Consider the following 26,158-nt stretch of genomic DNA (forward strand, 5'->3'; position numbering starts at 1 on the left):
GCTAGACTGTACGTCAGTCCTACGGAACTGAAGGAACAGTACGACGCTCTCACCCAGCCTGTAAGACAGTTTTGTGCTTAGAGGCTCATTCGCTTATGAAAACACCGACCCAGACCAACGCAATTGACTTCGACAGCGCCAAATTGCAACGCCTGGGCTTTGGTCAGCCTTCCCTTCTTACACGACGCCCCGCGACGGTTGAGCAACTTCGCCAGCAACTGGGCATGCAATTGCAAACCAGCCTGGAGCCGGAGCATATCCTTGCGTTGTTCTTCCGCGAGATCCAACGCCTGGTGCCGCTGGACGCCCTGCAATACCGCCACGAAGCCAGCGACCTGCGCCTGGAGTACGGTCACCGCGGCCATCATTCGGTGAGCTATGCCCTCAGCCATGAAGGCGAGCACCTTGGCGAACTGGTGTTTCGGCGCAACCAACGCTTTCTCGAAGACGAACTGGCCAACCTGGAATCGCTGCTGGCCAACTTGCTCTACCCGATGCGCAATGCCCTGCTCTACCGTGCGGCGACTCGCAGTGCCCTGCGCGACCCACTGACCGAAACCGGTAACCGCATCGCCATGGACCAGACCCTGCAACGGGAAATCGACATGGCTCGCCGGCACCTGCAACCCCTGTCCTTGCTGATGCTGGACATCGACCACTTCAAGCACATCAACGACAGCCACGGCCATGCCACGGGCGACAAGGTGCTCAAGGCGGTCGCCGCCTCGATCAAGAGCCAGCTGCGCAATGTGGACATGGTGTTCCGGTTTGGCGGGGAAGAGTTTCTGATCCTGCTGTCCAACACCGGCCGGGACGCGGCATCGATGGTCGGCGAGCGCCTGCGCCAGGCGGCACAGGCCCAGGATTATTGGGCGGATGATGAGCGGATCGAATTGACGGTGAGCCTGGGCTGCTCGACCTTGCTGGCGGGAGAGTCCGCCGAGAGCCTGTTGCGCCGGGCGGACAGTGCCTTGTATGTGGCCAAGCGTGAAGGCCGCAATCGGCTGGCAATGGCGGGGTAATTTACCCCGCCATCACCCCGTTTACGCCTCGCTGGCAACCAGGGCCGGTTGTTTGCGGGGGGCGGCCACCGACTTTTCCAGCTGCATGCAACGTTCCAGGAACAGGTACATGTAGTCGTAGCTCTTGCAGACCGCCTGGCGCAGCTCTACCTGCAGTTCCTTGGTCGGGTTCATGCCGGCCAGAGTGCAGATGATTTCCAGGGCTTCCCAGGGATGTGCGTCATCGTACTGGGCATGCATCTTCAGCCACTTCATCGCGCGCTTGCGGTCTTCCTCAGGGAAAGCCGCGGCATAGACGCCGGTGGAACACACCACAGCGGACCACTCCCCAGTGGCCCCCTCGATGGCGTAGTTGGTGGCGGCAATCGCGACAATCAGCGAATCGGCCGAGCTGGTGTGCCAGCACCAGTGGCTCAGTGCATGCAGCTCCGGCGGCACTTCCTGTGCCTGCAATTCTTCCAGGCTGACACCATGGGCGCGGGCCCAATGAACCCAATAATCGGCGTGGTTGAGTTCCACGCGAATATTGCGCATCAGCCAGCGGCGCGCCATGTCCTCACCAGGATGGCGGGCAAATTTGGTCTTGGTGAGGTTCTGTGCCATGTACAACGCAAACTGTTCAACCACCGGCCAGCCACCAATCAGGTAGTGGCGCATGGTCTTGGCGCTGAGCTTGTTATCGCGCATGCGCTGGTACAGTTCGTGCTCGACAACGCGACGCTTGCTCTCGCTACAGTCCTGGATCAGCTGTTGCGCCCAGGCGGGGTAACTTGAGGCTTCCATAAGCGGGCCGGTTCTGTTGAATGTGTCGATCACTGTCGGGCTCCTTTTGATTTGTGATATGTACAGACCAGCAAATGTTTCATCGGAACGTGCCAGGCGCCTTGAATAACAGAGGCTGCGGTCGCACAGGTCGACACTGCAAACTATCAAAGGTAAACAACTGCGGTCGCTCGATCAGGTATCCCTGAGCGTAGTCGACCCCGATCTCAAGCAAGGCTTGTTCGATCTGGGGTGTCTCGACAAATTCGGCAATTGTGCGCTTACCCATGACGTGACCGATGTGATTGATCACTTCGACCATAGCGCGGTTAATCGGGTCGTCCAGCATATCCTTTACGAAACTTCCATCGATCTTCAAGAAGTCTACAGGTAAATGTTTAAGATATGCGAACGAGGACATCCCGGCGCAGAAGTCATCCAGGGAGAAATGGCACCCTAACTCTTTGAGCTCGTTGATAAAACGAATCGCACTACCCAAATTCGCTATAGCGCTGGTTTCTGTAATTTCAAAACAAATCATTTCCGGTGGAATGCCATAGGCAATGAATTGCTCACGCAGGAACCCAAGAAAGTCCTCATCGCCGATGGTAGTGCCTGACAGATTGATCGCGCACATGGCCATGGGCCGGCCCGGGCGCTCACGCATGCAGCCCGCGATGATCTTGAACACGTTCTCCACCACCCAACGGTCCAGGGAGGTCATCAAGCCGTAACGCTCGGCGGCCGGGATAAAACTGTCCGGCAGGATGATTCGCCCCGCCTCGTCATGCAGGCGCAGCAGGATTTCGATATGCCCATCCCCCTGTTCGGTGTGCCCAAGGGGCGCGATTTCCTGGGCGTACAGGCAAAAACGGTTCTCTTCCAGCGCCATGTGCAGGCGCTGCACCCAGGCCATCTCGCCAAAGCGCAGGGACAATTCCGAGTCATCGGCGTGATACACCTGCACCCGGTTGCGGCCCTTTTCCTTGGCCATGTAGCACGCCATGTCGGCGGCTCGCAGGGAAGTCTCCAGGGTGGTCGGGGCGTGCGTGATGTGCACCAGGCCAATACTCACGGTGGTGACAAACGGCCTGCCCTTCCACACAAAGTGCAGGCTCTGCACGGTGTGGCGCAGGCTTTCGGCGATTTTTTCCGCCACCGGCGCCGGGCAGTTCTCCAGCAGGATGCCGAACTCGTCGCCCCCCAGCCGGGCCAGGGTGTCACCTTCACGCAGGTCGGACTGCAAGAGCGCGCAGATATGCCGCAACAGTTCATCCCCCGCGGCATGCCCGCAGGTGTCGTTGACCAGCTTGAACTGGTCCAGGTCGAGGAACATCAAGGCATGGCGCCCGGTTTGCTGGCGCCCGACGTTGTGCAGCACCTGCTCCAGGCGGAACTCGAACTCGCGGCGGTTGGCCAGGCCGGTCAAGGCGTCGTGGGTGGCCTGCCAGGACAGGTTGGCGATGTACTGGCGTTCCTGTGTCATGTCGTGCAACACCAGCACCGCGCCGACGACTTTGCCGGCACTGCGGATCGGCGCGCCCACCAGGGTGACGGACACGGTGGTGCCGTCCAGGCGCTGGATCAGCTTGGAGTGCTCGCTGCCCCCACCGAGCTGGCCGCCCAATATGTGTTCGATCAGGGTAAAGCCGTCGGCCTGGGCATTTTCGTCCAGCAGGTTGAACAGCGCCGCCAGCGGCAGCCCCTGGGCCTGGGCGGCTTTCCAATGGGTCAGGGCTTCGGCGGCCGGGTTCATATACGCAATGGCGCCGTCGACATCGGTGGTGATCACTCCGTCGCCAATCGACTCCAGGGTGATCTGCGCCCGCTCCTTCTCCAACTGGAGCGCGTCGGCAAACGCATGCCGCTGGGCCAGCAGTTTGTGGGTGCGCAACAGCGCCAGCACGATCAAGCCGAGTGCCGTGGCCAGGTTGGTCACCAGCAGCAGGCGCAGAATCATCCGCGAGCCTTCACCCAGGGCATCGCTGAAGGCTTTCGCGGCCGGCGTCACCCCGTCGTTGATCGCGAAGATCCGCTGCTTCCAGCGGTGTACGTCGCTGCCGCTGACCTGATTGGCCATGATCGCTCGGTGCATCTCCTGGGCCAGGTCGTCCAGTTGCACCAGGTAGCCATCGCCCACCGTCCACAGTTCGATGGCTTTTTCCAGGTAACTGAAATGGCGGAAGTTGAGGTACAGCCAGATCAGGCTGGAAACGTCGTCAGGGTGGTTACCGCCCTTGAGGATGCCCTGGCGCGCGGCAGGCAGGTCCGGCGTCGGGCGGTCCAGGGCCAGCCGCAGCTCATGCCCGCCCTGGGGTACGGCAATCGCGTTCTGGTATTTGAGGAAGGTGGCTTCGTCGCGGCTGTCGGCGTAGAGCGTCAGGTAAAAGATCGCGTCTTTCTGGCCCTTGGACCACAGGCTTTCGCCCGCCACATAACCGCGCACCGCCGAGAGTACGTAGAGACTGACGCAGCCTAACAATGCCTGGAACAGCACGACGGCGATAAAAGGCCACACAATGCCCAATAACCGAGGGGTTCCGAGAGTCTGCTTTTGCTTCATGAGGTCCCTTGCACATGCACAACTAAAATACGCACGCGAGTGAAAACCGCTCCTGATAGCTCAGCGTAGGCTAAATCACCGCACTTGTTGCAAGTGTCCGTAAAGTTTGGCGTACAAGCCACCATCAGCAATCAACTGCTGATGGTCGCCATCTTCGGCAATATGGCCGCCATCGAACACCAATACCCGATCCGCCTGTTTCACCGCCGACAGCCTGTGGGCGATGATCAACGTGGTACGGCCACTGAGAAACCGCGCCAGCGCCTGGTGCAGGTTGTATTCGGTTGCCGCATCCAGGGCCGAGGTGGCTTCGTCGAGTATTACCACTTTCGGCTCCGCCAGCACCATCCGTGCAATGGCCAGGCGTTGACGCTGCCCACCGGAAAAGCGCACGCCGGAGCGTCCGACCACGCTGTCCAGGCCCAGCGGCAGCGCCTTGACGGTCGCATCCAGCTGGGCAATTTCCAGCGCCTGCCAACAGGCCTGGTCGCTGCGCTCGCGGCCCATGGTCAGGTTGGCGCGCACCGTATCATTGAACAGTGCCGGGTGCTGCAGCACCACGGAGACATTCTCGCGAATCGTCTCCAGGCCGATTTCCTGCTGGGTCGAACCACCGAAGCGAATGCTGCCGGCCTGCGGCGTATACAGCCCCAGCAACAGTTGCACCAGGGTACTTTTGCCGCCGCCGCTGGCGCCGACAATCGCGACTTTTTCACCCGGGGCGATGTTCAGGTTCAACTGGTCCAGCACCAGTTCCTCGCCGTAGCCGAAATTCAGGCCGCGCACTTCGATGCCGACGGTCTCGCGTCCGGTAAACGGATCGGCACCGCCCGCGTATTGCGGTTCATCGGCGCGGGCCAGCAGTTCGTTGATCCGCGTCAGCGCCCCGCCCGCCGCGTAGTAGGCATATTGCAGGTTCAGCAACTGTTCCACCGGGCTGATCATGAACCACAGGTAACTGAACACCGCGAGCATCTGGCCGATGGACAGGTCGGAAAACAGCACCGTCAGCATCGCCGCCGCACGGAAGATGTCGATACCGAACTGGAACAGCAAGCCACTGGCGCGGCTGGAGGCGTCGCTTTTCCACTGGGAATTGACCGCAAAATCCCGCACTTCCTGGGCCCGCTGGCCCAGGCGCCCGAGGAAAAAGCCCTGGCGATTGCCGGCACGTACTTCCTGGATCGCATCGAGGGTTTCGGTGAGCGCCTGGGTGAACCGCGACGTGCTGTCGTTTTCCAGCTTCTTCAGGTGCTTGACCCGCTTGCCCAACTGCACCGTGGCGTAGATCACCAGCGGGTTGAACAGCAGGATCAACAGTGCCAGCTTCCAGTGCATCCACATCAGGATCCCGGAGGTGCCTACCAGGGTGAGCATCGCCACCAGGAACCGGCTGAGGGTTTCACCGACGAATTTGTCCACCGTGTCCAGGTCGGTGACCAGGTGCGTGGTCACCGTGCCGCTGCCCAGGCTTTCGTATTCGCTGAGGGAAATGCGCTTGAGGCGCTCGATCAGCCGCACGCGAATGCGATAGACGATGTCCTTGGCCAGCCGCGCAAACAACCGCGCCTGCAGCACGTTGAACACCAGGGCGCCGCAACGCAACAGCAACGTCACCAGCAGCATCAGGCCGATATAGCCGGCGGCCTTCTGCCAACCCAGGGGCAATGCGTGGTTCATCACCTTCAGTGCCGCATCGCCATGGCCCAACAGCACTTCGTCCACCAGCAACGGCAGCAGCAATGGAATCGGCACGCTGCACAAGGTTGCCAGCACGGCGACGCCATTGGCGATCCACAGGGATTTCTTGTGATGCAGCGCCAGGCGGCGGACTTCCGCCCAGGTCAGCCGGTCGACACGCTTGGGTTGCTCAACGGGATCGGGCTGATCATGCACAGGCAGCTCGCTCCAGCCAGCGGCTCAGCAGCGGCGCCAATTCGGACAGCGGCTGATAGCCGTTGGTCAGCAGCGCCAGTTGCCCATTACGCTCCGCCAGCAAGGTCGGGAAACCGGCGATGCCCAGGTCCTGGACCCAGGTGAAATCCGCCGCGGTGGCCGCGTGCTGGTCGGCGCGGTCGAAAGCTTCGGCGAACTCGATACGCGGCACGCCGGCGGTCTCGGCCAGTTCCACCAATACGTCGGCGCGGGTCACGTCGCGCCCTTCGACGTAGAACGCCTGCTGGATCAGCCCCAGCAGTTTCCAGGCGCAATCCGGCGCCAGGCTGCGGGCAGTAACCACGGCGCGGCAAGCCGGCTCGGTGTCGTAGACAAAACCATCAGGCAGTGCACCTTCACGCTTGAACGGCTGGCCGGTGGCGTCGGTCACGGCCTGCCAATGCTCAAGAATATAGCGCCGGGTCGTCGGCTCCAGCGCCGCGCCACTGCCGGTGCGCAAGCCGCCCACCACCAGGTGCAGCTCCACGCCTGCGGCCTGGGCCTGCTCAACCAGCGCCTTGGCCACCGGGGCGAAACCCCAGCACCAGGAGCACATCGGATCCATTACATAGAGCAGGCGTGCGGACATGGCTCAGGCCTCGGAGGATGGGGATTGCTTGTAGTTGTAGCCAATCGGGTGCGGCATATTGCGGGCCTTGGCCAGCTCAATCTGCTTTTGCCGGTCGATCGCGCTGCGACGGGTCTTCTCTGAAAGCTTATCCCAGCAATGCGGGCAACTGATGCCAGCTACATAGTGTTCGGATGCACGGTCCTCGACGCTGACCGGTGTGCGGCAGGCATGACATTGATCGTAGTCGCCTTCGCTCAAGTCGTGGCGCACGGTCACGCGATTGTCGAACACAAAGCAGTCGCCCTGCCACTTGGTTTCTTCCTGCGGCACCTCTTCGAGGTACTTCAGGATGCCGCCCTTGAGGTGATACACCTCGTCGAAACCCTCGCTGAGCATATAGCTCGAGGCTTTCTCACAACGAATGCCGCCGGTGCAGAACATGGCGACTTTCTTGTGTTTGGCCGGGTCGAAGTTGGCTTTGATGTAGTCGGGAAATTCGCGGAAGCTGGTGGTCTTCGGGTCGATCGCGCCTTCAAAGGTGCCGATGGACACTTCGTAGTCGTTGCGGGTATCGATCAGCAGCACTTCAGGGTCGCTGATCAGCGCATTCCAGTCCTGCGGCTCGACGTAGGTGCCGACTTTCTTGTTCGGGTCGACGCCTTCGACGCCCAGGGTCACGATTTCTTTCTTGAGCTTGACCTTGGTGCGGTAGAACGGCTGCTCGTCGCAGTACGACTCTTTGTGGTCGATGTCGTCCATGCGCGGGTCGTTCTTGAGCCAGGCCATCAAGCCATCAATGCCTTCGCGGCTGCCGGAAACGGTGCCGTTGATGCCTTCTTCGGCAATCAGCAAGGTGCCTTTGATGCCGTTGTCGACCATCGCCTGCAGCAGTGGCTCGCGCAGGGCGACGTAATCTTCGAGGGTGACGAACTTATACAGTGCCGCCACGACAATCGGTTGAGTCATGGGTGTTCTCTCCAGGTGGCTACCCTCGTAAAGGGTGAACCGGATGCAAAAAAAACGCGCCGACTGAGCGGCGCGTTGCGGATTCTAACAAAAATGGCGACGATTATGGACCGCCTCTTACTGTGGCGAGGGAGCTTGCTCCCGCTGGGCTGCGGAGCGGCCCCAACCAGGCAGTTGCAACCTTTCAGAAAGCTCGCGGTGATTGGCAGAAGGGCTGCTGCGCAGCCCAGCGGGAGCAAGCTCCCTCGCCACATCACGCTGATGTGCCACAGTGTCAGTGACCGCCGGCGCAGGTCGGCGAGGCCGGGGCTGCGTCGATTTTCGCCCATTCTTCAGGCGTGTAGGTATGCAGCGCCAACGCATGGAATTCGCTCATCAGGTCACCCAACGTGGCATAGACCTTCTGGTGGCGCTTGACGCGGTTGAGGCCCTCGAACTGCTGGCTGACCAGCACGGCCTTGAAGTGGGTCTGCAACCCACGGCTGTGCATATGGCTTTCATCCAGCACGCTCAAGTGTTCCGGGCTCAGGGCGACGAGTGCCGATTCGATACGCTGTTGCATGGTCATTCCTGTTTACTTCTTCTTGGCCGGGGCCGGGGCTTTTGGCGTCAGCTCGTTGGTCATGTCTTCCAGCAGCTTGTTCACCACAGGTACCGCGCTTTCCAGCTTGGCCTGGGTCATCTGGGCCGATTGCTGGGTCAGCTGGGGCATTTTCTCCAGGACTTTCTTGCCCAGTGGCGACTGGTAGAACGCAACCAGGTCCTTGAGCTCGGATTCGCTGAAGTTGTCGGTGTAGAGCTTGATCATGTCCGGCTTGAGCTTGTTCCACCCGATGGCCTGGTCCAGGGCGGTGTTGGCCTTGGCCTGGTAGGTGTCCAGGACGGTTTGCTTGGAAGCAGGCGCCTTGGTCTGCTCGAAACGCTGGGCGAACATTTGTTGCACTTGCATGTACACCGGGGTACCCAGCTTGTCGGCATGGGCCAGGGTAAGGAAGGCTTCGGCACTGGCGTTGTGGCTGGCGGTATCGGCAAAAACCTGGCCGCTGGCACATACCAGAGCAACCGCGGTACAGATGGCACGAAGACGAGTCATCGAGTTTCCTTTTCTAGCAGGCGAGGTAAGACCCCAAGGGCGCCCATTCTGCGCCTAAAAAACGCCGCGGCTCAACCCCACGCCTTGTGGGGCCTGGTTTTGCGGGGCTTAATCCGATGAAAAGTCTTTTAAGGGAACCCCACCGGGCGATCAGGGCCTAAACTGCGCAAACGAACCTGAAGGAGTGTGCCCGATGAGCCGTATCGAAACCGACAGCCTGGGAGAAGTGCAAGTCCCGGATGACGCTTACTGGGGCGCGCAGACCCAACGCTCGCTGGTGAACTTCGCCATCGGCGACCAGCGCATGCCCCTGGCTGTGTTGCACGCCCTGGCCCTGATCAAGAAGGCTGCGGCCCGGGTCAACGACCGCAATGGCGACCTGCCCGCCGACATTGCCCGGTTGATCGAACAGGCCGCAGACGAAGTGCTCGCCGGCGAACACGACGACCAGTTTCCCCTGGTGGTGTGGCAGACCGGCAGCGGCACCCAGAGCAACATGAACGCCAACGAAGTGATCGCCGGCCGTGCCAACGAGCTGGCGGGCAAGCCCCGTGGCGGCAAGAGCCCGGTGCATCCCAACGACCACGTCAACCGTTCCCAGAGCTCCAACGACTGCTTCCCCACCGCCATGAGCATCGCCGCCGTGCAGGCCGTCACCGAGAAGCTATTGCCGGCGATCCGTGAACTGTCTGGTGGTTTGGCAGAGTTGTCGGCGCGCCACATGAAGCTGGTGAAAACCGGCCGCACCCACATGATGGATGCGACGCCCATCACCTTCGGCCAGGAAGTCTCGGCCTTTATAGCGCAACTCGACTACGCCGAACGCGCGATCCGCAGCGCCCTGCCCGCCGTGTGTGAACTGGCCCAGGGTGGTACTGCCGTCGGCACCGGGCTCAATTCACCCCACGGTTTTGGCGAGGCGATTGCCTCGGAATTGGCCGCGCTGTCGGGCCTGCCGTTTGTCACCGCACCGAACAAATTCGCCGCGCTGTCGGGCCATGAGCCGTTGACCACCCTGCACGGCGCCTTGAAGACCCTGGCCGTGGCCCTGATGAAAATCGCCAACGACCTGCGCCTGCTGGGCTCCGGCCCGCGTGCCGGGCTGGCGGAAGTCAAGTTGCCGGCGAATGAACCGGGCAGCTCGATCATGCCCGGCAAGGTCAACCCGACCCAGTGCGAAGCGCTGTCGATGCTGGCCTGCCAGGTGCTGGGCAATGACGTGACCATTGGCTTCGCCGCCAGCCAGGGCCACTTGCAGTTGAACGTGTACAAGCCGGTGATCATCCACAACCTGCTGGAATCGATCCGCCTGCTGGCCGACGGTTGCAGCAACTTCCAGGAGCACTGCATCGCCGGCCTGGAACCCGACGCCGAGCAAATGGCCGCGCACCTGGAGCGTGGCCTGATGCTGGTGACTGCGCTGAACCCGCACATCGGCTACGACAAGTCCGCCGAGATTGCCAAGAAGGCCTATGCCGAAGGGCTGACCCTACGGGAAGCAGCGCTGAAGCTGGGCTATCTCACGGACGAAGAGTTCGACCAGTGGGTGCGTCCGGAAAACATGCTGGAAGCTGGTCATTAAGACGCCAATCGTGCACGCCGGGCCCTGAGCCCGGCGAACAGCGACGGCGCCAACGCCACGGTCGCAGACCCCAGCACCACCAACACGGCACCGCCGTAGCCGAGGGCATTGATGTCTTCGGCGTGCACATACTCGGGCCACATCCAGGCGGCCAGCGCTACCGCGACGAAGGTCACCAATGGCGTCAGCGCCAGGGTGGCGCTGACCCGCGAGGCTTCCCAGTGGGCCAGGGCTTCAGCGAATGCGCCGTAGGCAATCAGCGTATTGAAACAGCAGGCCAGCAGCAGCCAGCCTTGCAGCGGGCTCAGTTGCAGCGCTTCCATCGGGTGCGCCCATGGCGTCAGCAAGAGCGCGCAGGACAGGTAGATCACCATCATCACCTGCAACGAATTCCATACCGTCAGCAACTGCTTCTGGCCCAGGGCGTAGAAGGTCCAGATGGTGGTGGCCAGGAGAATCGTCAGCACCCCGGCGGTGTAGCTGCCCAGGGAGGTCAACAACTCGGTCAGGCGCTGGTTGAAGAACAGGCCGAAGCCGATGATCAGCACCAGCAGGCCCATGCCCTGCCCGAGGCTGAAGCGTTCCTTGAACACGAAGACGCTGGCGATCATCAGGAAGATCGGGCCCACCTGTACCACCAGTTGCGCGGTGCCGGGGCTCAGCAGTTTGAGGCCGACCAGGTAGAGCACGTAGTTGCCCATCAGGCCGCACACGGCGATTGCTACCAGCCAGCCACCTTTTGGTCCGAGGGAACGCCAGCTGGGCAGGCGCCTTACGGCGGCGAGATAGATAAACAGACAACTGCCGGAGACGACCAGGCGAAACCAGGTGACGGTGACGGGGTCCATCACCTGCAAGACCTGTTTGAGTTTGATCGGCAGAATGCCCCAGAGCAGCGCGGTCAGCAGGGCCAGGGATAAACCGTAGACCCAACGGCCCGATGAGATGTGCATGAGTGCCCCGAATGCCTGAGGTGGAGGAGGTGCATTCTAGGGGGATGTGAACGGATTGGGATACGGTGCTGATCAAATGTGGGAGCGGGCTTGCTCGCGAAGGCGGTCTATCAGCCAACATTTTCATCGACTGCCCCGCCGCATTCGCGAGCAAGTCGAATCGTCGCACCGCCACTCCCACACTGAGTCAGCGTACGGCTTCGAACAAGCCGGTGGCCCCCATGCCGCCGCCCACACACATAGTGACAATGCCGTAACGCAACTTGCGCCGCTGCAACTCACGCACCAGATGCCCCACCTGCCGCGACCCCGTCATCCCAAACGGATGCCCGATGGAAATCGACCCGCCGTTGACGTTGTAATTGGCGTTATCAATTTCCAGCCGATTACGCGCATAAAGGCACTGCGAGGCAAACGCCTCATTCAACTCCCACAAATCAATATCCGCCACTGCCAGCCCACGGGCCTTGAGCAACTTGGGCACCGAAAACACCGGCCCGATCCCCATCTCATCCGGCTCACACCCCGCCACCGTAAACCCGCGAAAAAACGCCTTGGGCTTAAGCCCCAGTTCCAGCGCTTTTTCCAGGCTCATCACCAGTGTCATGGAAGCCCCATCAGACAACTGCGACGAATTCCCCGCCGTCACCGACCCATCCTCCGCAAACACCGGCTTCAATCCCGCAAGACTGGCCAACGTCGTATCCGGACGATTGCAATCATCCCGATCCACCACCCCCTCCAACACCTGCACCGCGCCAGTGTTCTTGTCCTCAACCTTGTACTTCACCGCCATCGGCACGATTTCATCATCGAACAACCCGTCAGCCTGGGCCTGAGCCGTACGCTGCTGGCTTTGCAGCGCATACAGATCCTGCTCTTCACGACTGACGTGATACCGCCGCGCAACGATTTCCGCCGTCTGCCCCATGGGAAAGTAAATGCCCGGCACCTGCTCCTTGAGCAACGGATTGATCAGGTTATCGGTGTTGACGCTCTTCATGGTCAGGCTGATGGACTCGACCCCACCGGCGACAATGATCTCGCTGCAACCGGAAGCAATCTGGTTGGCGGCGATCGCAATCGCCTGCAACCCCGAGGAACAGAAACGGTTGAGGGTCATGCCCGCCGTACCGGTACCCAGTTGCGACAACACCGCCACATTGCGGCCGATGTTGTAGCCCTGGGCACCTTCGTTGGAACCGGCGCCGACGATGCAGTCCTCGACCGTGGCCGGGTCGATGCCGTTGCGGGTCAGCAACGCGTTCACGCAATGGGCAGCCATGTCATCGGGACGGGTCTGGTTGAACTTGCCGCGAAAGGACTTGGCCAGGCCGGTTCGCACGCTGTCGACGATCACTACTTCACGCATGGGCTACCTCAATTGTTGTGGTTGTTGAGAGATGGATCGAGCATAGATCCCGCCCTCTTCAACCGCGACAATCATTCACCCCGCGTATGCAAAAGCATGGCGTTACTTCTTCTTGTCCTTCTTGTCATGCTTGTCGGTCTTGTCGAACGCTTCCTCCAGCGCCCGGTTGATGGTGCGCAGTACCTTCACCCGCGCCCAGCGCTTGTCGTTGGCTTCAACCAGCGTCCACGGCGCAATCTCGGTGCTGGTGCGGTCTACCATGTCGCCCACCGCCGCCCGGTAGTCGTCCCACTTCTCGCGGTTACGCCAGTCGTCCTCGGTGATCTTGAAGCGTTTGAACGGAATTTCCTCGCGGGCCTGGAACCGCTCCAGCTGCGTCTGCTTGTCGATCGCCAGCCAGAACTTGACCACGATCACCCCGGCGTCGCGCAGTTGCTCTTCGAAGTCGTTGATCTCGCCGTAGGCGCGCATCCAGTCCGTCGGCGTGCAGAAGCCTTCGATGCGTTCCACCAACACCCGGCCATACCAGGAGCGGTCGAACACGGTGAACATGCCCCGCGCCGGAATCTTCTGCCAGAAACGCCACAGGTAAGGCTGGGCGCGCTCGTCTTCACTGGGCGCGGCAATCGGCACGATGTGGTACTGCCGGGGATCGAGGGCTGCCGCCACACGCCGGATGGCCCCACCCTTGCCCGCCGCGTCGTTGCCTTCAAACACCGTCACCAACGCGTGCTTGCGCATGCGTTTGTCGCGCATCAGCCCGGAGAACCGTGCCTGCTCGGTAATCAGTTGTTCTTCGTAATCGTCCTTTTCAAGGCTCAGGCTCATGTCCAGGCTGTTCAGCAGGCTCATCTGGTCAACCGCCGATGGCAGCGGCGCCGGGTTCATGCCGCTGGCTTTACCCTTGGGCACTTTCAAGGCGTTTTGCAGGCCTTCGAGCAGGATCTTGCCGACGGTCAGCCCGCGGTAGTGCGCATCGACACCCTCGATCACATACCAAGGCGCATAGTCACGACTGGTGCGGCGCAGGATCCGCTCACCAAAATGCACAAACTTGTCGTAGGTCTTGGACTGCTGCCAGTCCAGCGGGCTGATGCGCCAGCTGTGCAGCGGGTCGTCCTGCAAGGCTTTGAGCCGGGATTTCATTTGCTTCTTGGAGAGGTGGAACCAGAACTTGAAGATCAGCGCACCTTCATCACACAGCATCTTTTCCAGGCGCTCGGCCCCGGCGATGGCCTGATCCAGCCGCGCGTCCTTGATCTCGCCATGGACGCGACTCTGCAGCATCTGGCTGTACCAGTTACCAAAAAAGATCCCCATGCGGCCTTTCGCCGGAAGCTGGCGCCAGTAGCGCCAGGCCGGTGGGCGGGCCAGTTCTTCGTCGGTCTGCTGGTCGAAGGTGCGCACCTCGATCAGGCGCGGGTCCATCCATTCATTCAGCAATTTGACGGTTTCACCCTTGCCCGCGCCTTCGATGCCATTGATCAGGATGATCACCGGGAAGCGCTTCTGCTGTTGCAGTTCGTACTGCACTTCCAGCAAGGCTTCACGCAGGGCCGGCACTTCGGCGTCGTAGGTGTCTTTGTCGATGGCGTGACCGATTTCGGCAGATTCGAACATGGGCGGCTCCGTTCCAGAAGTGATCAAGACTAGCGGATTGGGCAACAACACGTGGCAGGAAATTCCGCAGCGGCTTGCCATGGATCAATGACAACCCTGTTGATCAGCTAGAATGGCCGCCTTGCCTTTGCCGAGCCGCTCATGAACCCCGTATCCCACGCCCAGCTTGACTGGGATGACCAAGGTCGCCCGCACTCGCGGGTCTTCGATGACGTGTACTTCTCCGACAAGTCGGGCCTTGACGAAACCCGCTACGTGTTCCTCGAACAGAACCGTCTGCAGGAACGTTTTGCGGCGCTGCCGGTGGGCGGGCGCTTGGTGATTGGTGAGACGGGCTTCGGCACCGGCCTGAATTTTTTGTGCGCCTGGCAGTTGTTTGATCAACACGCGGAGGCGGGTGCGCGCCTGCATTTTGTCAGCGTGGAAAAGTACCCGCTGAGCCACGCCGACCTGCAGCGCGCCCTCGCCCTCTGGCCGGAACTGGCACCGTTCGCCGAGCAACTGTTGGCGCAATACATCGCGATTCACCAAGGCTTCCAGCGGCTGGTACTGGATAACGGTCGAGTCACCCTGACGTTGCTGATCGGCGACGCCCTGGAGCAATTGCCGCAACTGGACGCGCAAGTCGACGCCTGGTTCCTCGACGGTTTCGCCCCGGCCAAGAACCCCGACATGTGGACTGCCGAGCTGTTCGCCGAACTGGCGCGGCTGGCGGCGCCGGGCTCGACCATCAGCACCTTTACCAGCACCGGCTGGGTACGGCGGTTGATCAACGCCGCCGGGTTCAAGATGAAGCGCACCCCCGGCATCGGCCACAAGTGGGAAATCCTGCGGGGTGAGTTTCTCGGCTGGCCCGCTGAAACGCCTGCGCCTGCCGCGGCAAAACCCTGGTTTGCGCGCCCACCTGCGGTTTCCGGTGAACGCCATGCACTGGTCATCGGTGGTGGCCTGGCCGGTTGCGCCACGGCGGCCAGCCTGGCGGCACGCGGCTGGCGCGTCAGTTTGCTGGAACGCCACGCAGCGCTCGCGCAGGAAGCCTCCGGCAACCCGCAAGGGGTGTTGTACCTCAAGCTTTCCGCCCATGGCACGGCACTTTCGCAGTTGATTCTCAGCGGTTTCGGCCACACCCGGCGCCTGCTGGAACACCTGCAACGTGGCGTGGACTGGGATGGCTGCGGCGTGCTGCAACTGGCCTTCAACGCCAAGGAAGCCGAGCGCCAGGCACAACTGGCCGGCGCTTTTGCCCCGGACCTGTTGCACCTGCTGGATAAAGAGCAGGCACAGGCGCGCGCCGGGATAACGCTGGAGCACGGCGGCTTGTTCTTCCCCGAAGGCGGCTGGGTTCACCCGCCGGCGCTGTGCGAATGGCAAGCCAGGCACCCGCTGATCGAAGTGCTCCAGCACCACGACGCCCTTGAGCTCAAGCAGGTCGACAGTCAGTGGCAGGCGTTGCAGGGCGATACGGTTCTGGCTCAAGCCAGTGTGGTCGTGCTGGCCGGCGCCGCCGAGATCAAGCGGTTTTCCTTCAGCGCTGACTTGCCCCTCAAGCGCATCCGCGGGCAAATCACTCGCCTGCCGCAAACGGCGCAAAGCCAGGCGTTGGCCACAGTGGTGTGCGCCGAGGGCTACGTCGCCCCGCCACGCCTGGGCGAGCACACCCTCGGTGCCAGTTTCGACTTCAAGAGCGATGACCTTACGCCCACGGTGGCCGAGCACGCGGGCAATCTGCAGATGCTGCGGGAAATCTCCCTCGATTTGCTGCAACGCCTGGGCGCCGACAGCCTGGCACCCGAACAGCTTGAAGGCCGCGCCGCCTTCCGTTGCACCAGCCCGGACTACCTGCCGATCGTCGGGCCGCTGGCGCAGCGAGAGGCGTTTGATCACACCTACGCCGCCCTCGGCAAAGACGCCCGGCAGGTCCCTGATGCGCCGTGCCCGTGGTTGCACGGCGTGTATATCAACAGTGGCCATGGCTCACGGGGGCTGGTCACCGCGCCACTCTGTGCAGAGCTGCTGGCCGCCTGGCTCGACAATGAGCCCCTGCCGCTGCCGCGCAGTGTCAGCGAAGCCTGTCACCCCAATCGGTTCGCGCTGCGTGCCCTGATCCGCGGTAACCCAGGCAAATCCTGAGGGCCATGGCGGGCTCGCAACCCGTCAAGGCTCTTTGCCTTATAACGTATTGTTCTAAAACTCCCACAATTTACCCGGGTCAGTCTCTGGGTACCCGCCGTTTTGGCGGGCTGCATTTCTATCCCTCCCCAACGGAAAAACCGGTAAGGAATTTATGTGCGGATTAGCTGGAGAGTTACGTTTCGATCACCAACCTGCCGACCTGGCAGCGGTGGAACGAATCACCCATCACTTGGCGCCACGCGGTCCTGACGCGTGGGGCTTTCATGCCCAGGGGCCGATTGCCCTGGGCCATCGACGCCTGAAAATCATGGACCTGTCGGACGGCTCTGCCCAACCGATGGTCGACGCCCAACTGGGCCTGTCCCTGGCGTTCAACGGCGCGATCTATAACTTCCCGGAATTGCGTGAAGAGCTGGAAGCCCTGGGCTACGCCTTCTATTCCGGTGGCGACACCGAAGTGTTGCTCAAGGGCTACCACGCCTGGGGCGAAGCCCTGCTGCCCAAGCTCAACGGGATGTTCGCCTTCGCCATCTGGGAGCGCGATGCCCAGCGCCTGTTTATCGCCCGTGACCGCCTCGGCGTGAAGCCGCTGTACCTGTCGCGCACCGGCCAGCGCCTGCGTTTTGCTTCGGCCTTGCCGGCGCTGCTCAAGGGTGGCGATATCAACCCGATCCTCGATCCGGTGGCCCTCAATCACTACCTGAATTTCCACGCCGTGGTGCCGGCGCCGCGCACCTTGCTGGCGGGCATTGAAAAACTGCCGCCCGCGTCGTGGATGCGCATCGACGCCGACGGCAAGACTGAACAGAAAACCTGGTGGACCCTGCCCTACGGCCCTCATGCCGATGAAGCCAACCTGACCCTGGAAGACTGGACCGACCGCGTGCTCGACAGCACCCGCGAAGCCGTGGCGATTCGTCAGCGGGCGGCGGTGGATGTGGGCGTGCTGCTTTCCGGCGGTGTCGATTCCAGCATGCTGGTGGGCCTGTTGCGGGAAGTCGGCGTGCAGGACCTGTCGACCTTCTCCATCGGTTTTGAAGACGCTGGCGGCGAGCGCGGCGACGAATTCCAGTATTCGGACTTGATCGCCAAGCATTACGGCACCCGTCACCACCAACTGCGTATCGCCGAAAGCGAAATCATCGAGCAATTGCCGGCGGCGTTCCGTGCCATGAGCGAGCCGATGGTCAGCCATGACTGCATTGCCTTCTACCTGCTGTCCCGGGAAGTGGCCAAGCATTGCAAGGTGGTGCAAAGCGGCCAGGGCGCCGATGAATTGTTCGCCGGTTACCACTGGTACCCGCAGGTGGATGGCGCAAGCGATCCGTACGCGGCCTACCGCGACGCATTTTTCGACCGCAGCTACGACGACTATGCCGCTACCGTCGCGCCGAAATGGTTGACCGCGAATGACGCCGCCGGTGACTTCGTGCGCGAGCATTTCGCCCAGCCCGGCGCCGATGCGGCGGTGGACAAAGCCCTGCGCCTGGACAGCACCGTGATGCTGGTGGATGACCCGGTCAAGCGCGTCGACAACATGACCATGGCCTGGGGCCTGGAAGCGCGCACGCCGTTTCTCGACTATCGCCTGGTAGAACTGTCGGCCCGCGTGCCGGGCAAATTCAAACTGCCGGACGGCGGCAAACAAGTGCTCAAGGAAGCGGCGCGCCGGGTGATCCCGAGCGAGGTGATCGACCGCAAGAAAGGCTACTTCCCGGTGCCCGGCCTCAAGCATTTGCAGGGTGACACCTTGAACTGGGTGCGTGAGCTGCTGCTGGACCCAAGCCAGGACCGCGGCCTGTTCAACCCGGCCATGCTCGACCGCCTGCTCACCGATCCCCAAGGCCAACTGACCCCGTTGCGCGGCTCCAAGCTGTGGCAACTGGCGGCGCTGAACCTGTGGCTCAGCGAACAAGGAATCTGATTCATGAAACCTCATGCCACGGCTTACAGCCAACGCTTGCTGCGAGGCCAGGCGCCCTCCTACGAGCGCCTGCAAGCCCGCTTCGCCGAAGACGGCAGCGAACTGGACCCCACGCCGATTGCCGTGCATTGCGGTTGGGGCCGGCTGTTGATCGGCCACACCTTCCCGGACCCGGCGAGCCTGGCCCTGGAGTTGCTCAACGAGCAGCCCGGCGAGCGGGATATCGCGCTGTATGTGGCGGCGCCGCAGCAGATCCTCGGGATTGATCCCCAGCAGTTGTTTCTCGACCCGTCCGATACCCTGCGCCTGTGGTTCACCGACTATCGCCCGGCAACCCGGGTGTTTCGCGGGTTCCGGATTCGCCGGGTACAAACCGAGGCGGACTGGCAGGCGGTGAACCAGCTGTACCAGGGGCGCGGCATGTTGCCGGTGGACCCGGCGCTGCTCACGCCACGCCATCAAGGCGGCCCGGTGTATTGGCTGGCCGAGGACGAAGACAGCGGCGCGGTGATTGGCAGCGTGATGGGCCTGAACCACCAGAAGGCCTTCAACGACCCGGAGAACGGCTGCAGCCTCTGGTGCCTGGCGGTCGACCCGCAATGTACCCGTCCCGGGGTGGGTGAAGTGCTGGTGCGCCACTTGATCGAACACTTCATGAGCCGTGGCCTGAGCTACCTCGACCTGTCGGTGCTGCACGACAACCGCCAGGCAAAAAGTCTCTACGCCAAGCTTGGCTTTCGCGCGCTGACCACCTTCGCCATCAAGCGCAAGAACGGGATCAACCAGCCGCTGTTCCTCGGCCCTGGCCCACAGGCGGAGTTCAATCCCTATGCGCGAATCATTGTCGAGGAAGCCCATCGGCGCGGGATCGACGTGCAGGTGGACGATGCCGATGCCGGCTTGTTCACCCTGAGCCACGGTGGCCGCCGGGTGCGCTGCCGCGAATCCCTCAGCGACCTGACCAGCGCCATCAGCATGACTTTGTGCCAGGACAAGAGCCTGACCCACAAGGCACTCAAGGCTGCAGGCTTGAAGCTGCCGGAGCAGCAGTTGGCCGGCAGTGCCGACGACAACCTGGAGTTTCTCGACGAGCACCAGCGTATTGTGGTCAAGCCGCTGGATGGCGAACAAGGCCAGGGTGTGGCGGTGGATTTGCAGACCATTGAAGACGTGCAAAAAGCCATTGAGGCGGCCCGCCAATTCGACACCCGTGTACTGCTGGAAAGCTTCCACGAAGGCCTCGACCTGCGGATTCTGGTGATCGGTTTCGAAGTGGTCGCCGCCGCCATTCGCCGCCCGGCGGAAGTCACCGGCGATGGCCAGCATTCCATTGGCGCGTTGATCGAAGCCCAGAGCCGCCGACGCCAGGCCGCCACCGATGGCGAAAGCAAAATCCCCCTGGACCATGAAACCCAACGCACCCTGCAGGCGGCCGGCTACGACTACAACAGCATCCTGCCCCGTGGCGAACGCCTGGCGGTGCGGCGTACCGCCAACCTGCACACCGGCGGTTGCCTGGAAGACGTCACCGCCATCCTCCACCCGACCCTGGTGGACGCCGCCGTGCGCGCCGCCCGTGCCCTCGACATTCCCATGGTGGGCCTGGACCTGATGGTGCCGGCCGCCGACCAACCGGACTACGTGTTTATCGAAGCCAACGAACGGGCCGGGCTGGCCAACCATGAACCGCAGCCGACGGCTGAAAAGTTCGTGGACCTGTTGTTCCCGCATAGCCAACCGACGGCTTGAGAAAGGTGTTGCCTTGACTGGCGCTTTCGCGAGCAAGCCCGCTCCCACAGGGGAATGCATTCCAAATGTGGGAGCGGGCTTGCTCGCGAAGACGCCGGTACAGCCAACACAATCTCTGAGGCGCCCCTTTCATCGAAACCATCGATGCCCTCAACTCATCAGGAGTTTCCATGACCCGAACCATCCCCGAACCGGATCTCGCTTACCTGCAAAAAGTGCTGCTGGAAATGCTCGCCATTCCCAGCCCCACCGGGTTTACCGACACCATCGTGCGCTACGTTGCCGAGCGCCTTGAGGAACTGGGCATTCCCTTTGAAATGACCCGGCGCGGCACCATCCGCGCCACCCTCAAGGGCCAGAAAAACAGCCCCGACCGCGCCGTTTCCGCGCACCTGGACACCATCGGCGCCGCCGTGCGGGCGATCAAGGACAATGGCCGCCTGACCCTCGCGCCGGTCGGCTGCTGGTCCAGCCGTTTTGCCGAAGGCAGCCGCGTCAGCCTGTTCACCGATAACGGCGTGATCCGTGGCAGCGTGCTGCCGTTGATGGCCTCCGGTCACGCGTTCAATACGGCCGTGGATGAAATGCCCATCAGTTGGGACCACATCGAACTGCGCCTGGATGCCTACTGCGCCACCCGCGCCGACTGTGACTCCCTGGGTATCAGCGTCGGCGATTTCGTCGCCTTCGACCCGCTGCCGGAGTTCACCGAGAGCGGCCACATCAGCGCCCGCCACCTGGACGATAAAGCCGGGGTTGCCGCGCTGCTGGCAGCGCTCAAGGCGATTGTCGACAGCGGCCAGCCGCTGCTGATCGACTGCCATCCGCTGTTCACCATCACCGAAGAAACCGGCAGTGGTGCGGCGGCGGCATTGCCGTGGGATGTGAGTGAGTTCGTCGGCATCGACATTGCGCCGGTGGCCCACGAGCAGCACTCCAGCGAGCACGCGGTGAGTGTGGCGATGCAGGATTCCGGCGGGCCGTATGACTATCACCTGTCCCGCCACCTGCTGCGCCTGGCGGCGGAAAATGAGCTACCGGTGCGTCGCGACCTGTTTCGCTACTACTTCAGCGACGCGCATTCGGCGGTGACCGCCGGCCACGACATTCGCACCGCGCTGCTGGCATTCGGTTGCGATGCCACCCATGGTTATGAGCGCACGCACATCGACAGCCTCGCCGCGCTGAGTCGCCTGCTGGGCGCGTACATCCTCAGCCCGCCAGTGTTCGCCAGCGATGCACAACCGGCCAAAGGCTCCCTCGACCGGTTCAGTCACCAGATCGAACACGACACACAGATGGAGAGTGATACCCGCGTGCCGTCGGTGGACAGCCTGGTGGGCCAAAAAACCTGAGACTGGCAACTCGGATCCCGGCGCAGTAGCATCGCCGGGATTCCCTAGCCGAGGCTTGTATGCTGATTCCCTACGATGCACTTGAAGTCGACACCCTGACACGCCTCATCGAAGACTTCGTGACCCGCGACGGCACCGACAATGGTGACGACACACCCCTGGAAACCCGGGTGCTGCGGGTACGCCAAGCGCTGACCAAGGGCCAGGCGCTGATTGTTTTCGACCCCGAGAGCGAGCAGTGCCAGTTGATGCTCAAGCACGATGTGCCCAAGCACCTGTTCGACTGAGACTCAAGGATTGGGCACAGGCACTGGATGGGTGTTGGCCTGCTGCTCGTGGCGGCTGAGGATCTTCTGATAGACCTCCGCCCGGTGCACATTGACCCCCACCGGCGCTTCCACACCCAGCTTCACTTGGGTGCCGTTCACTTCCAGAATGCGCAAGGTGATCTGGTCACCCACCGAAATTATTTCACCTACCGCGCGGCTTAATACCAGCATGGGGTTCGTCCTTTTTAAGTTACCGAACCCCGACCATGCGCTCCCTGCCTGGCACCATCAATGGCCTTCAGGTTAAACAGGCATGCCTTACACATCAGGGTAAATTACCCTACAGACAGGCAGTGAATAATCTCGAATTACACCCAAGAACCAAACGATATGTTCAAATTTGCAGGCGCTCTCTGTGGCTAGAGAGCTTGCTGTGGCGAGGGAGCTTGCTCCCTCGCCACGTCAGGTGCTCACCTGAAATTCAACCTTTTACCGCCTGCGACTGAGCTTTCGCCCGCATCTTGTCCGCCATCACGGTCATCTCGTCATACAGCAGTTGCGGGTTCTTCTGTTTCAATGCCCAGGCCATGCGCCCCTGCTCGTGGGGCAGGATCATGAATTGCCCTTCAGCCACCTGCTGGTAGATGTAGTCGGCGATCTGTGCGGCGGTAATCGGCGAGCTTTCCAGCAGCTTGCCCACCTGGGCCTTCATCGCGGGCGTCGGCCCGCGGAACGAGTCCAGCAGGTTGGTCTGGAAGAAGGATGGGCACACCACATGCACGCCGACTTCCTGTTGCTTGAGTTCCACCAGCAGGCTCTCCGAGAGCGCCACCACGCCGGCCTTGGCCACGTTGTAGTTGCTCATGGCCGGGCCCTGCATCAGGGCGGCCATGGACGCGATGTTGATGATGCGGCCCTTGCTCTTTTCCAGCAGCGGCAGGAAGGCTTTGCAGCCCTTGACCACGCCCATCAGGTTGATCGCGATCTGCCAGTCCCAGTCTTCCAGGGACAGTTCGCTGAAGAACCCGCCCGATGCGACACCGGCGTTGTTGACGATCACGTCGATGCCACCGAGCTTTTCCTCACACGCCTGTGCGAACGCGGTGAGCTGGCTGTAGTCGCGCACGTCGCAGCGCTGGGTGAAACCGTCACCGCCGGCCTGGCGTACAAGCTTGAGGGTTTCTTGCAGGCCCGCTTCGCTGACGTCCGACAAGGCCAGTTGCCAACCCTCGCGGGCCCAGCGCAGAGCGATTTCGCGACCCAGGCCAGAACCGGCGCCGGTGATCATCATGCGATTTTGCATAGGAAAGTAGCCTTGTGGTTCACGGAAGAAGTGAGCCGCAGTGTAGCGAAGGTTTTTCCCGCACCCACGCACCATCAGACTGCTGAATGCCCCAGGCAAACCGTGGGCCGGGTCGGATAGCGGGAAACCCGCCAAGTTCCATTTATTTGAACTAAGGACAGTTATTTGCAACGGGGTTAAAGGAAATAAGCAAGTTAGCGAAAAGCTTTAAAAAAACACGGAATTTTCTGCCAAACACATGGGTCGGAGTTATTAAGGCGTCCGTATCAGTTGTCGGGCCTATTCGTTAAATAACAGGTCTTTTCAGAAGACAATAAGGAAAACAAAACATGAGCCTCATTCTTATCATTATTCTGATCCTCCTGCTGGTCGGCGGTCTTCCAGTGTTCCCTCACTCACGCAATTGGGGTTACGGGCCATCGGGTATTCTCGGTACTGTGTTGGTAGTGCTGCTGATTCTGTTGTTGCTCGGCAAGATATAACGCGTTCCAGCGTGCAAAAAAAAGAGGCCTTGAAAGGCCTCTTTTTTTATGCGCGGGTGTTTAGTCCGGCTTGCCGTCCACTACACCGGCAGTGTTGTCCAGCAGGCTCTTGGTAGCGGTCTGCAGGAACGATTCGAGCTTCTGCTTCAACGCAGCCTCGTCCGGCGATTCTGGAATCACTTTCCCGGTCGGGTTGGCGCCCAGTTCGTATTCCCACAACTTCGGCGGCATTTCCTTGGGCAGTACCAATACGCGGTCACCGGTGAGCAAGGCGACGGTCTGGTCACTGCCCGACGGCTTGATCACGCCAAAGCCCTTGTCGCCTTCCGGCAGGTTGAGCAGGTCGCGGCCCCAGCACTGGTGCAGGGTGTCACCGCCGAGACGGCCCATGATGGTCGGCACGATGTCGATCTGGGTGCCCACGGTGTGGTCACGCTCGCCGAACTTCTCCTGCATGCCCGGTGCGATCATCAGCATCGGCACGTTGAAGCGGCCCAGGTCCATCTCGGTGATCTGCTGCTCGTTGCCGAAGCCGTGGTCGCCCACGATCACGAACAGGGTTTCCTTGAAGTACGGCTCCTTACGGGCCTTTTCAAAGAACTGGCCCAAGGCCCAGTCGGAGTAACGCATGGCCGTCAAATGCTCGTTGAGGCTGCCACGGTCGGTGACCTTCTCGACCGGCAATGGCGTCGGCAACGCGTACGGCGTGTGGTTGGACAGGGTTTGCAGCAGCGCATAGAACGGCTTGCCGCCTTCACGTGCCTTCAACTCTTCCAGGCCACGGCTGAACATGTCCTGGTCGGACACGCCCCAGGTTGGATCCGAGAACACCGGGTTGACGAAGTCATTACGCCCGATGAAGTTGGTCATGCCCTGGTTGCTGAAGAAGCCCGACTGGTTGTCCCAGGCGAAATCGCCGTTGTAGACGTACACGTCGTCAAACTTGCGGGCGCTGAGCAACTGCGGCAGGCCCGACAGCTTGTGGCTGCCTTCCGGGGTCTGCATCAGGTATTCGAAACCCGGCAGGTTCGGGAAGCAGGCCATGGTGGCGAACATACCCTGGTGGGTGTGGGTGCCGTTGGAGAAGAAGCGGTCGAACAGCAGGCCTTCCTTGGACAGTTTGTCGAAGTACGGCGTGATATTGCCCGGGCGGCCCAGGGCGCCCACCGAGTGACCGGCGAAGCTTTCCATCAGGATAACCACGACGTTCTTGATCGGCAGGGTCTTCTCGGCCGGCGGCGTGAAGTCACGGCGTACTGCGGCGGTGTCGGTGTCGACCAGTTTCTCGGTCGGCAATACCAGCATGTCGCGCACGGTCTGGGTGGCCAGCGGCTGCTCCAGGGTGGCTTTCCAGATGTTCGAACGCTCCTCGGAGAAGCGCGATTTCGCCGCCGCAATCAGCGACAAGGTACCGTTGAGGCCCAACTGGTTGGCGAAGTTCGAGTCGGTGGTGTACACGTCGCCCCAACGCAGTGGCGGGCCCTGGCGCAGGGTGCCACGGATGGCGACCACGGCGACCAGCAGGCAGACCACGAACACCGCGATGCGCGTGTACCACGGCGCTACCTGGCGAGTGCCGATGCTGCCACCGCTGAACGGGCCGCGTGGGCGCGTTGCACGGTCGGCGCCTTTGAAGGCGATGCTCAGGATCAGCGTACCCACGGCCCAGGCCAGCAGGTAGCGCACCACCGGGAAACCGTACCAGAGCATGCTCATCACGGTTTTCGGGTCTTCCTTCACGTACTGGAAGACCAGGCCGTTGAGGCGCTGGTGGAACTCGCGGTAGAAGTCCATTTCCATCAGGCCCAGGAACAGCGCGATGCTGGACGCGACCGTCAGCCACAAGCGGAAGAACCCGCGCGCCGCCATGGCCCGTACGCTGAACAACGCCAGCAGCAACGGCACCAGCACGTACATCACCAGGCGGATATCCAGGCGCAGGCCGTTGGCGAACGCTTCAAGGAAAGTCGAGGCCGGTGTGTCGAGGATCATCTCGCGGTTGTAGACCAGCAGCGCCAGGCGCAGCAGGGAGAACATCACCATCATGATCAAGGCACAAAGCAGCGTGTACGCCAGATGGGATTTGACGGTCGGTTGCAGCAAGCGATTAGAAGCTCGCTGCTGATTCAGGGCGTCCGGGTTTGCCATGTCGTTTTAGGACCCATTGGAAGTTTAAGTTGCGAATGAATACAGCGGCGCCCCGCCCTCGCCCAGGCAGGCTGGGGTAGACGGTGAACGCAATGGCGCAAATGGTGCCCGATCAACGCCGGCAACGCCATTGATTACTCACTCCTGCAGTAGGTGGGCACTCGTTTTAGAGCACTCGACAGGGGAAATAGCCGGCGAATTGTCTTGGATGGAATGTGAAAATTTTGTACAGCGAATATCTCGAAACACAATAACGGGCGTACGGAAACAGATGTGGGAGCGGGCTTGCTCGCGAATACGGTAAATCAGTCGATACATCAGGTGACTGTTACACCGTATTCGCGAGCAAGCCCGCT

21 protein-coding genes are annotated in these 26,158 nt (G+C 61.6%); 8 read left to right on the plus strand and 13 right to left on the minus strand.

The window, feature by feature from the left end; translation table 11 throughout:
- The first annotated feature begins 95 nt into the window (after positions 1–95).
- Positions 96–1,022 carry a GGDEF domain-containing protein gene (locus HX824_RS30875; RefSeq protein ID WP_177055960.1) on the plus strand — a complete coding sequence of 309 codons (927 nt, stop codon included), beginning with the start codon at positions 96–98 and terminating at the stop codon, positions 1,020–1,022.
- A 21-nt stretch (positions 1,023–1,043) separates the two neighbouring features.
- Here HX824_RS30875 and HX824_RS30880 read toward each other — a convergent pair whose 3' ends face one another.
- The 7 genes from HX824_RS30880 to HX824_RS30910 form a co-directional block, all read right to left on the minus strand.
- Positions 1,044–1,805, minus strand: a complete 762-nt coding sequence (locus HX824_RS30880; RefSeq protein ID WP_218166164.1) for a TenA family transcriptional regulator — start codon at positions 1,803–1,805, stop codon at positions 1,044–1,046.
- Positions 1,806–1,884: 79 nt separating this feature from the next.
- On the minus strand, positions 1,885–4,347 hold the full coding sequence (locus HX824_RS30885; protein WP_177022150.1) for an EAL domain-containing protein: 2,463 nt from the start codon (positions 4,345–4,347) through the stop codon (positions 1,885–1,887).
- A gap of 75 nt (positions 4,348–4,422) precedes the next feature.
- The gene (locus tag HX824_RS30890) at positions 4,423–6,243 is read right to left on the minus strand and encodes an ABC transporter ATP-binding protein (protein ID WP_003216734.1); all 1,821 of its coding nucleotides are present in this window, start codon (positions 6,241–6,243) and stop codon (positions 4,423–4,425) included.
- Positions 6,236–6,871 (minus strand): DsbA family protein, encoded by a 636-nt coding sequence (locus tag HX824_RS30895; RefSeq protein WP_008433236.1) that lies wholly within the window; start codon positions 6,869–6,871, stop codon positions 6,236–6,238. Before HX824_RS30895 ends, HX824_RS30890 begins: the two co-directional genes overlap by 8 nt.
- Before the next feature lie 3 nt (positions 6,872–6,874).
- Positions 6,875–7,819, minus strand: coding sequence for a rhodanese-related sulfurtransferase (locus HX824_RS30900; RefSeq protein ID WP_003216738.1), 945 nt, complete (start codon positions 7,817–7,819; stop codon positions 6,875–6,877).
- A gap of 274 nt (positions 7,820–8,093) precedes the next feature.
- Complete coding sequence (locus HX824_RS30905; RefSeq protein ID WP_003216739.1) at positions 8,094–8,387, minus strand: BolA family transcriptional regulator; 294 nt, start codon at positions 8,385–8,387, stop codon at positions 8,094–8,096.
- Between the two features lie 6 nt (positions 8,388–8,393).
- The gene (locus HX824_RS30910) at positions 8,394–8,912 is read right to left on the minus strand and encodes a DUF2059 domain-containing protein (RefSeq protein WP_003216742.1); all 519 of its coding nucleotides are present in this window, start codon (positions 8,910–8,912) and stop codon (positions 8,394–8,396) included.
- Between the two features lie 193 nt (positions 8,913–9,105).
- Here HX824_RS30910 and HX824_RS30915 point away from each other — a divergent pair, with 193 nt between their 5' ends.
- On the plus strand, positions 9,106–10,494 hold the full coding sequence (locus tag HX824_RS30915; protein WP_003216744.1) for a class II fumarate hydratase: 1,389 nt from the start codon (positions 9,106–9,108) through the stop codon (positions 10,492–10,494).
- Here HX824_RS30915 and HX824_RS30920 read toward each other — a convergent pair.
- The 3 genes from HX824_RS30920 to pap form a co-directional block, all read right to left on the minus strand.
- Positions 10,491–11,447 carry a DMT family transporter gene (locus HX824_RS30920; RefSeq protein WP_003216745.1) on the minus strand — a complete coding sequence of 319 codons (957 nt, stop codon included), beginning with the start codon at positions 11,445–11,447 and terminating at the stop codon, positions 10,491–10,493. The genes HX824_RS30915 and HX824_RS30920 overlap by 4 nt on opposite strands.
- Positions 11,448–11,634: 187 nt before the next feature.
- Positions 11,635–12,819 carry a thiolase family protein gene (locus HX824_RS30925; RefSeq protein ID WP_177055962.1) on the minus strand — a complete coding sequence of 395 codons (1,185 nt, stop codon included), beginning with the start codon at positions 12,817–12,819 and terminating at the stop codon, positions 11,635–11,637.
- 102 nt (positions 12,820–12,921) lie between these two features.
- Positions 12,922–14,439, minus strand: coding sequence for a polyphosphate:AMP phosphotransferase (gene pap / locus HX824_RS30930; protein ID WP_177009485.1), 1,518 nt, complete (start codon positions 14,437–14,439; stop codon positions 12,922–12,924).
- A gap of 141 nt (positions 14,440–14,580) precedes the next feature.
- Between pap and mnmC the strand changes: the two genes are divergently transcribed.
- From mnmC to HX824_RS30955, 5 genes are all read left to right on the plus strand, one after another.
- Entirely contained in the window at positions 14,581–16,569 is a 1,989-nt protein-coding gene (gene mnmC, locus HX824_RS30935) for a bifunctional tRNA (5-methylaminomethyl-2-thiouridine)(34)-methyltransferase MnmD/FAD-dependent 5-carboxymethylaminomethyl-2-thiouridine(34) oxidoreductase MnmC (RefSeq protein WP_177055964.1), read from the plus strand.
- A gap of 154 nt (positions 16,570–16,723) precedes the next feature.
- On the plus strand, positions 16,724–18,496 hold the full coding sequence (locus tag HX824_RS30940) for an N-acetylglutaminylglutamine amidotransferase (RefSeq protein WP_003216754.1): 1,773 nt from the start codon (positions 16,724–16,726) through the stop codon (positions 18,494–18,496).
- Positions 18,497–18,499: 3 nt separating this feature from the next.
- Positions 18,500–20,245 carry an N-acetylglutaminylglutamine synthetase gene (ngg, locus tag HX824_RS30945; RefSeq protein WP_177055966.1) on the plus strand — a complete coding sequence of 582 codons (1,746 nt, stop codon included), beginning with the start codon at positions 18,500–18,502 and terminating at the stop codon, positions 20,243–20,245.
- Positions 20,246–20,415: 170 nt separating this feature from the next.
- On the plus strand, positions 20,416–21,600 hold the full coding sequence (locus HX824_RS30950; RefSeq protein WP_003216760.1) for an osmoprotectant NAGGN system M42 family peptidase: 1,185 nt from the start codon (positions 20,416–20,418) through the stop codon (positions 21,598–21,600).
- Between the two features lie 59 nt (positions 21,601–21,659).
- Positions 21,660–21,887: a YheU family protein gene (locus HX824_RS30955; RefSeq protein ID WP_003192759.1), complete on the plus strand. Its 228-nt coding sequence runs from the start codon at positions 21,660–21,662 to the stop codon at positions 21,885–21,887.
- A gap of 3 nt (positions 21,888–21,890) precedes the next feature.
- Here the strand turns inward: HX824_RS30955 and csrA are convergent, their stop codons facing one another.
- Entirely contained in the window at positions 21,891–22,100 is a 210-nt protein-coding gene (gene csrA, locus HX824_RS30960; protein WP_003216762.1) for a carbon storage regulator CsrA, read from the minus strand.
- 250 nt (positions 22,101–22,350) lie between these two features.
- Positions 22,351–23,172 (minus strand): SDR family oxidoreductase, encoded by an 822-nt coding sequence (locus tag HX824_RS30965; protein ID WP_177020683.1) that lies wholly within the window; start codon positions 23,170–23,172, stop codon positions 22,351–22,353.
- A 329-nt stretch (positions 23,173–23,501) separates the two neighbouring features.
- Here HX824_RS30965 and HX824_RS30970 point away from each other — a divergent pair, with 329 nt between their 5' ends.
- Positions 23,502–23,654 (plus strand): DUF3309 family protein, encoded by a 153-nt coding sequence (locus HX824_RS30970; RefSeq protein ID WP_003216767.1) that lies wholly within the window; start codon positions 23,502–23,504, stop codon positions 23,652–23,654.
- A 60-nt stretch (positions 23,655–23,714) separates the two neighbouring features.
- Here HX824_RS30970 and HX824_RS30975 read toward each other — a convergent pair whose 3' ends face one another.
- Positions 23,715–25,802 (minus strand): LTA synthase family protein, encoded by a 2,088-nt coding sequence (locus HX824_RS30975; RefSeq protein WP_008433215.1) that lies wholly within the window; start codon positions 25,800–25,802, stop codon positions 23,715–23,717.
- Between the last annotated feature and the right edge of the window lie 356 nt (positions 25,803–26,158).

It is taken from the genome of Pseudomonas sp. D4002 (assembly GCF_013385665.1).
Classification (GTDB): Bacteria; Pseudomonadota; Gammaproteobacteria; order Pseudomonadales; family Pseudomonadaceae; genus Aquipseudomonas.

Excerpts from the sequence above, each read along its gene's own strand:
- HX824_RS30885 (WP_177022150.1), bottom strand. The coding sequence starts at position 4,347 with ATGAAGCAAAAGCAGACTCTCGGAACCCCTCGGTTATTGGGCATTGTG.
- HX824_RS30895 (WP_008433236.1), bottom strand. The coding sequence starts at position 6,871 with ATGTCCGCACGCCTGCTCTATGTAATGGATCCGATGTGCTCCTGGTGC.
- HX824_RS30900 (WP_003216738.1), bottom strand. The coding sequence starts at position 7,819 with ATGACTCAACCGATTGTCGTGGCGGCACTGTATAAGTTCGTCACCCTC.
- HX824_RS30875 (WP_177055960.1), top strand. The coding sequence starts at position 96 with ATGAAAACACCGACCCAGACCAACGCAATTGACTTCGACAGCGCCAAA.
- HX824_RS30955 (WP_003192759.1), top strand. The coding sequence starts at position 21,660 with ATGCTGATTCCCTACGATGCACTTGAAGTCGACACCCTGACACGCCTC.
- HX824_RS30910 (WP_003216742.1), bottom strand. The coding sequence starts at position 8,912 with ATGACTCGTCTTCGTGCCATCTGTACCGCGGTTGCTCTGGTATGTGCC.
- HX824_RS30920 (WP_003216745.1), bottom strand. The coding sequence starts at position 11,447 with ATGCACATCTCATCGGGCCGTTGGGTCTACGGTTTATCCCTGGCCCTG.
- ngg (WP_177055966.1), top strand. The coding sequence starts at position 18,500 with ATGAAACCTCATGCCACGGCTTACAGCCAACGCTTGCTGCGAGGCCAG.
- pap (WP_177009485.1), bottom strand. The coding sequence starts at position 14,439 with ATGTTCGAATCTGCCGAAATCGGTCACGCCATCGACAAAGACACCTAC.
- HX824_RS30925 (WP_177055962.1), bottom strand. The coding sequence starts at position 12,819 with ATGCGTGAAGTAGTGATCGTCGACAGCGTGCGAACCGGCCTGGCCAAG.
- HX824_RS30950 (WP_003216760.1), top strand. The coding sequence starts at position 20,416 with ATGACCCGAACCATCCCCGAACCGGATCTCGCTTACCTGCAAAAAGTG.
- HX824_RS30975 (WP_008433215.1), bottom strand. The coding sequence starts at position 25,802 with ATGGCAAACCCGGACGCCCTGAATCAGCAGCGAGCTTCTAATCGCTTG.
- mnmC (WP_177055964.1), top strand. The coding sequence starts at position 14,581 with ATGAACCCCGTATCCCACGCCCAGCTTGACTGGGATGACCAAGGTCGC.
- HX824_RS30880 (WP_218166164.1), bottom strand. The coding sequence starts at position 1,805 with ATGGAAGCCTCAAGTTACCCCGCCTGGGCGCAACAGCTGATCCAGGAC.
- HX824_RS30970 (WP_003216767.1), top strand. The coding sequence starts at position 23,502 with ATGAGCCTCATTCTTATCATTATTCTGATCCTCCTGCTGGTCGGCGGT.
- HX824_RS30915 (WP_003216744.1), top strand. The coding sequence starts at position 9,106 with ATGAGCCGTATCGAAACCGACAGCCTGGGAGAAGTGCAAGTCCCGGAT.
- csrA (WP_003216762.1), bottom strand. The coding sequence starts at position 22,100 with ATGCTGGTATTAAGCCGCGCGGTAGGTGAAATAATTTCGGTGGGTGAC.
- HX824_RS30905 (WP_003216739.1), bottom strand. The coding sequence starts at position 8,387 with ATGACCATGCAACAGCGTATCGAATCGGCACTCGTCGCCCTGAGCCCG.
- HX824_RS30965 (WP_177020683.1), bottom strand. The coding sequence starts at position 23,172 with ATGCAAAATCGCATGATGATCACCGGCGCCGGTTCTGGCCTGGGTCGC.
- HX824_RS30940 (WP_003216754.1), top strand. The coding sequence starts at position 16,724 with ATGTGCGGATTAGCTGGAGAGTTACGTTTCGATCACCAACCTGCCGAC.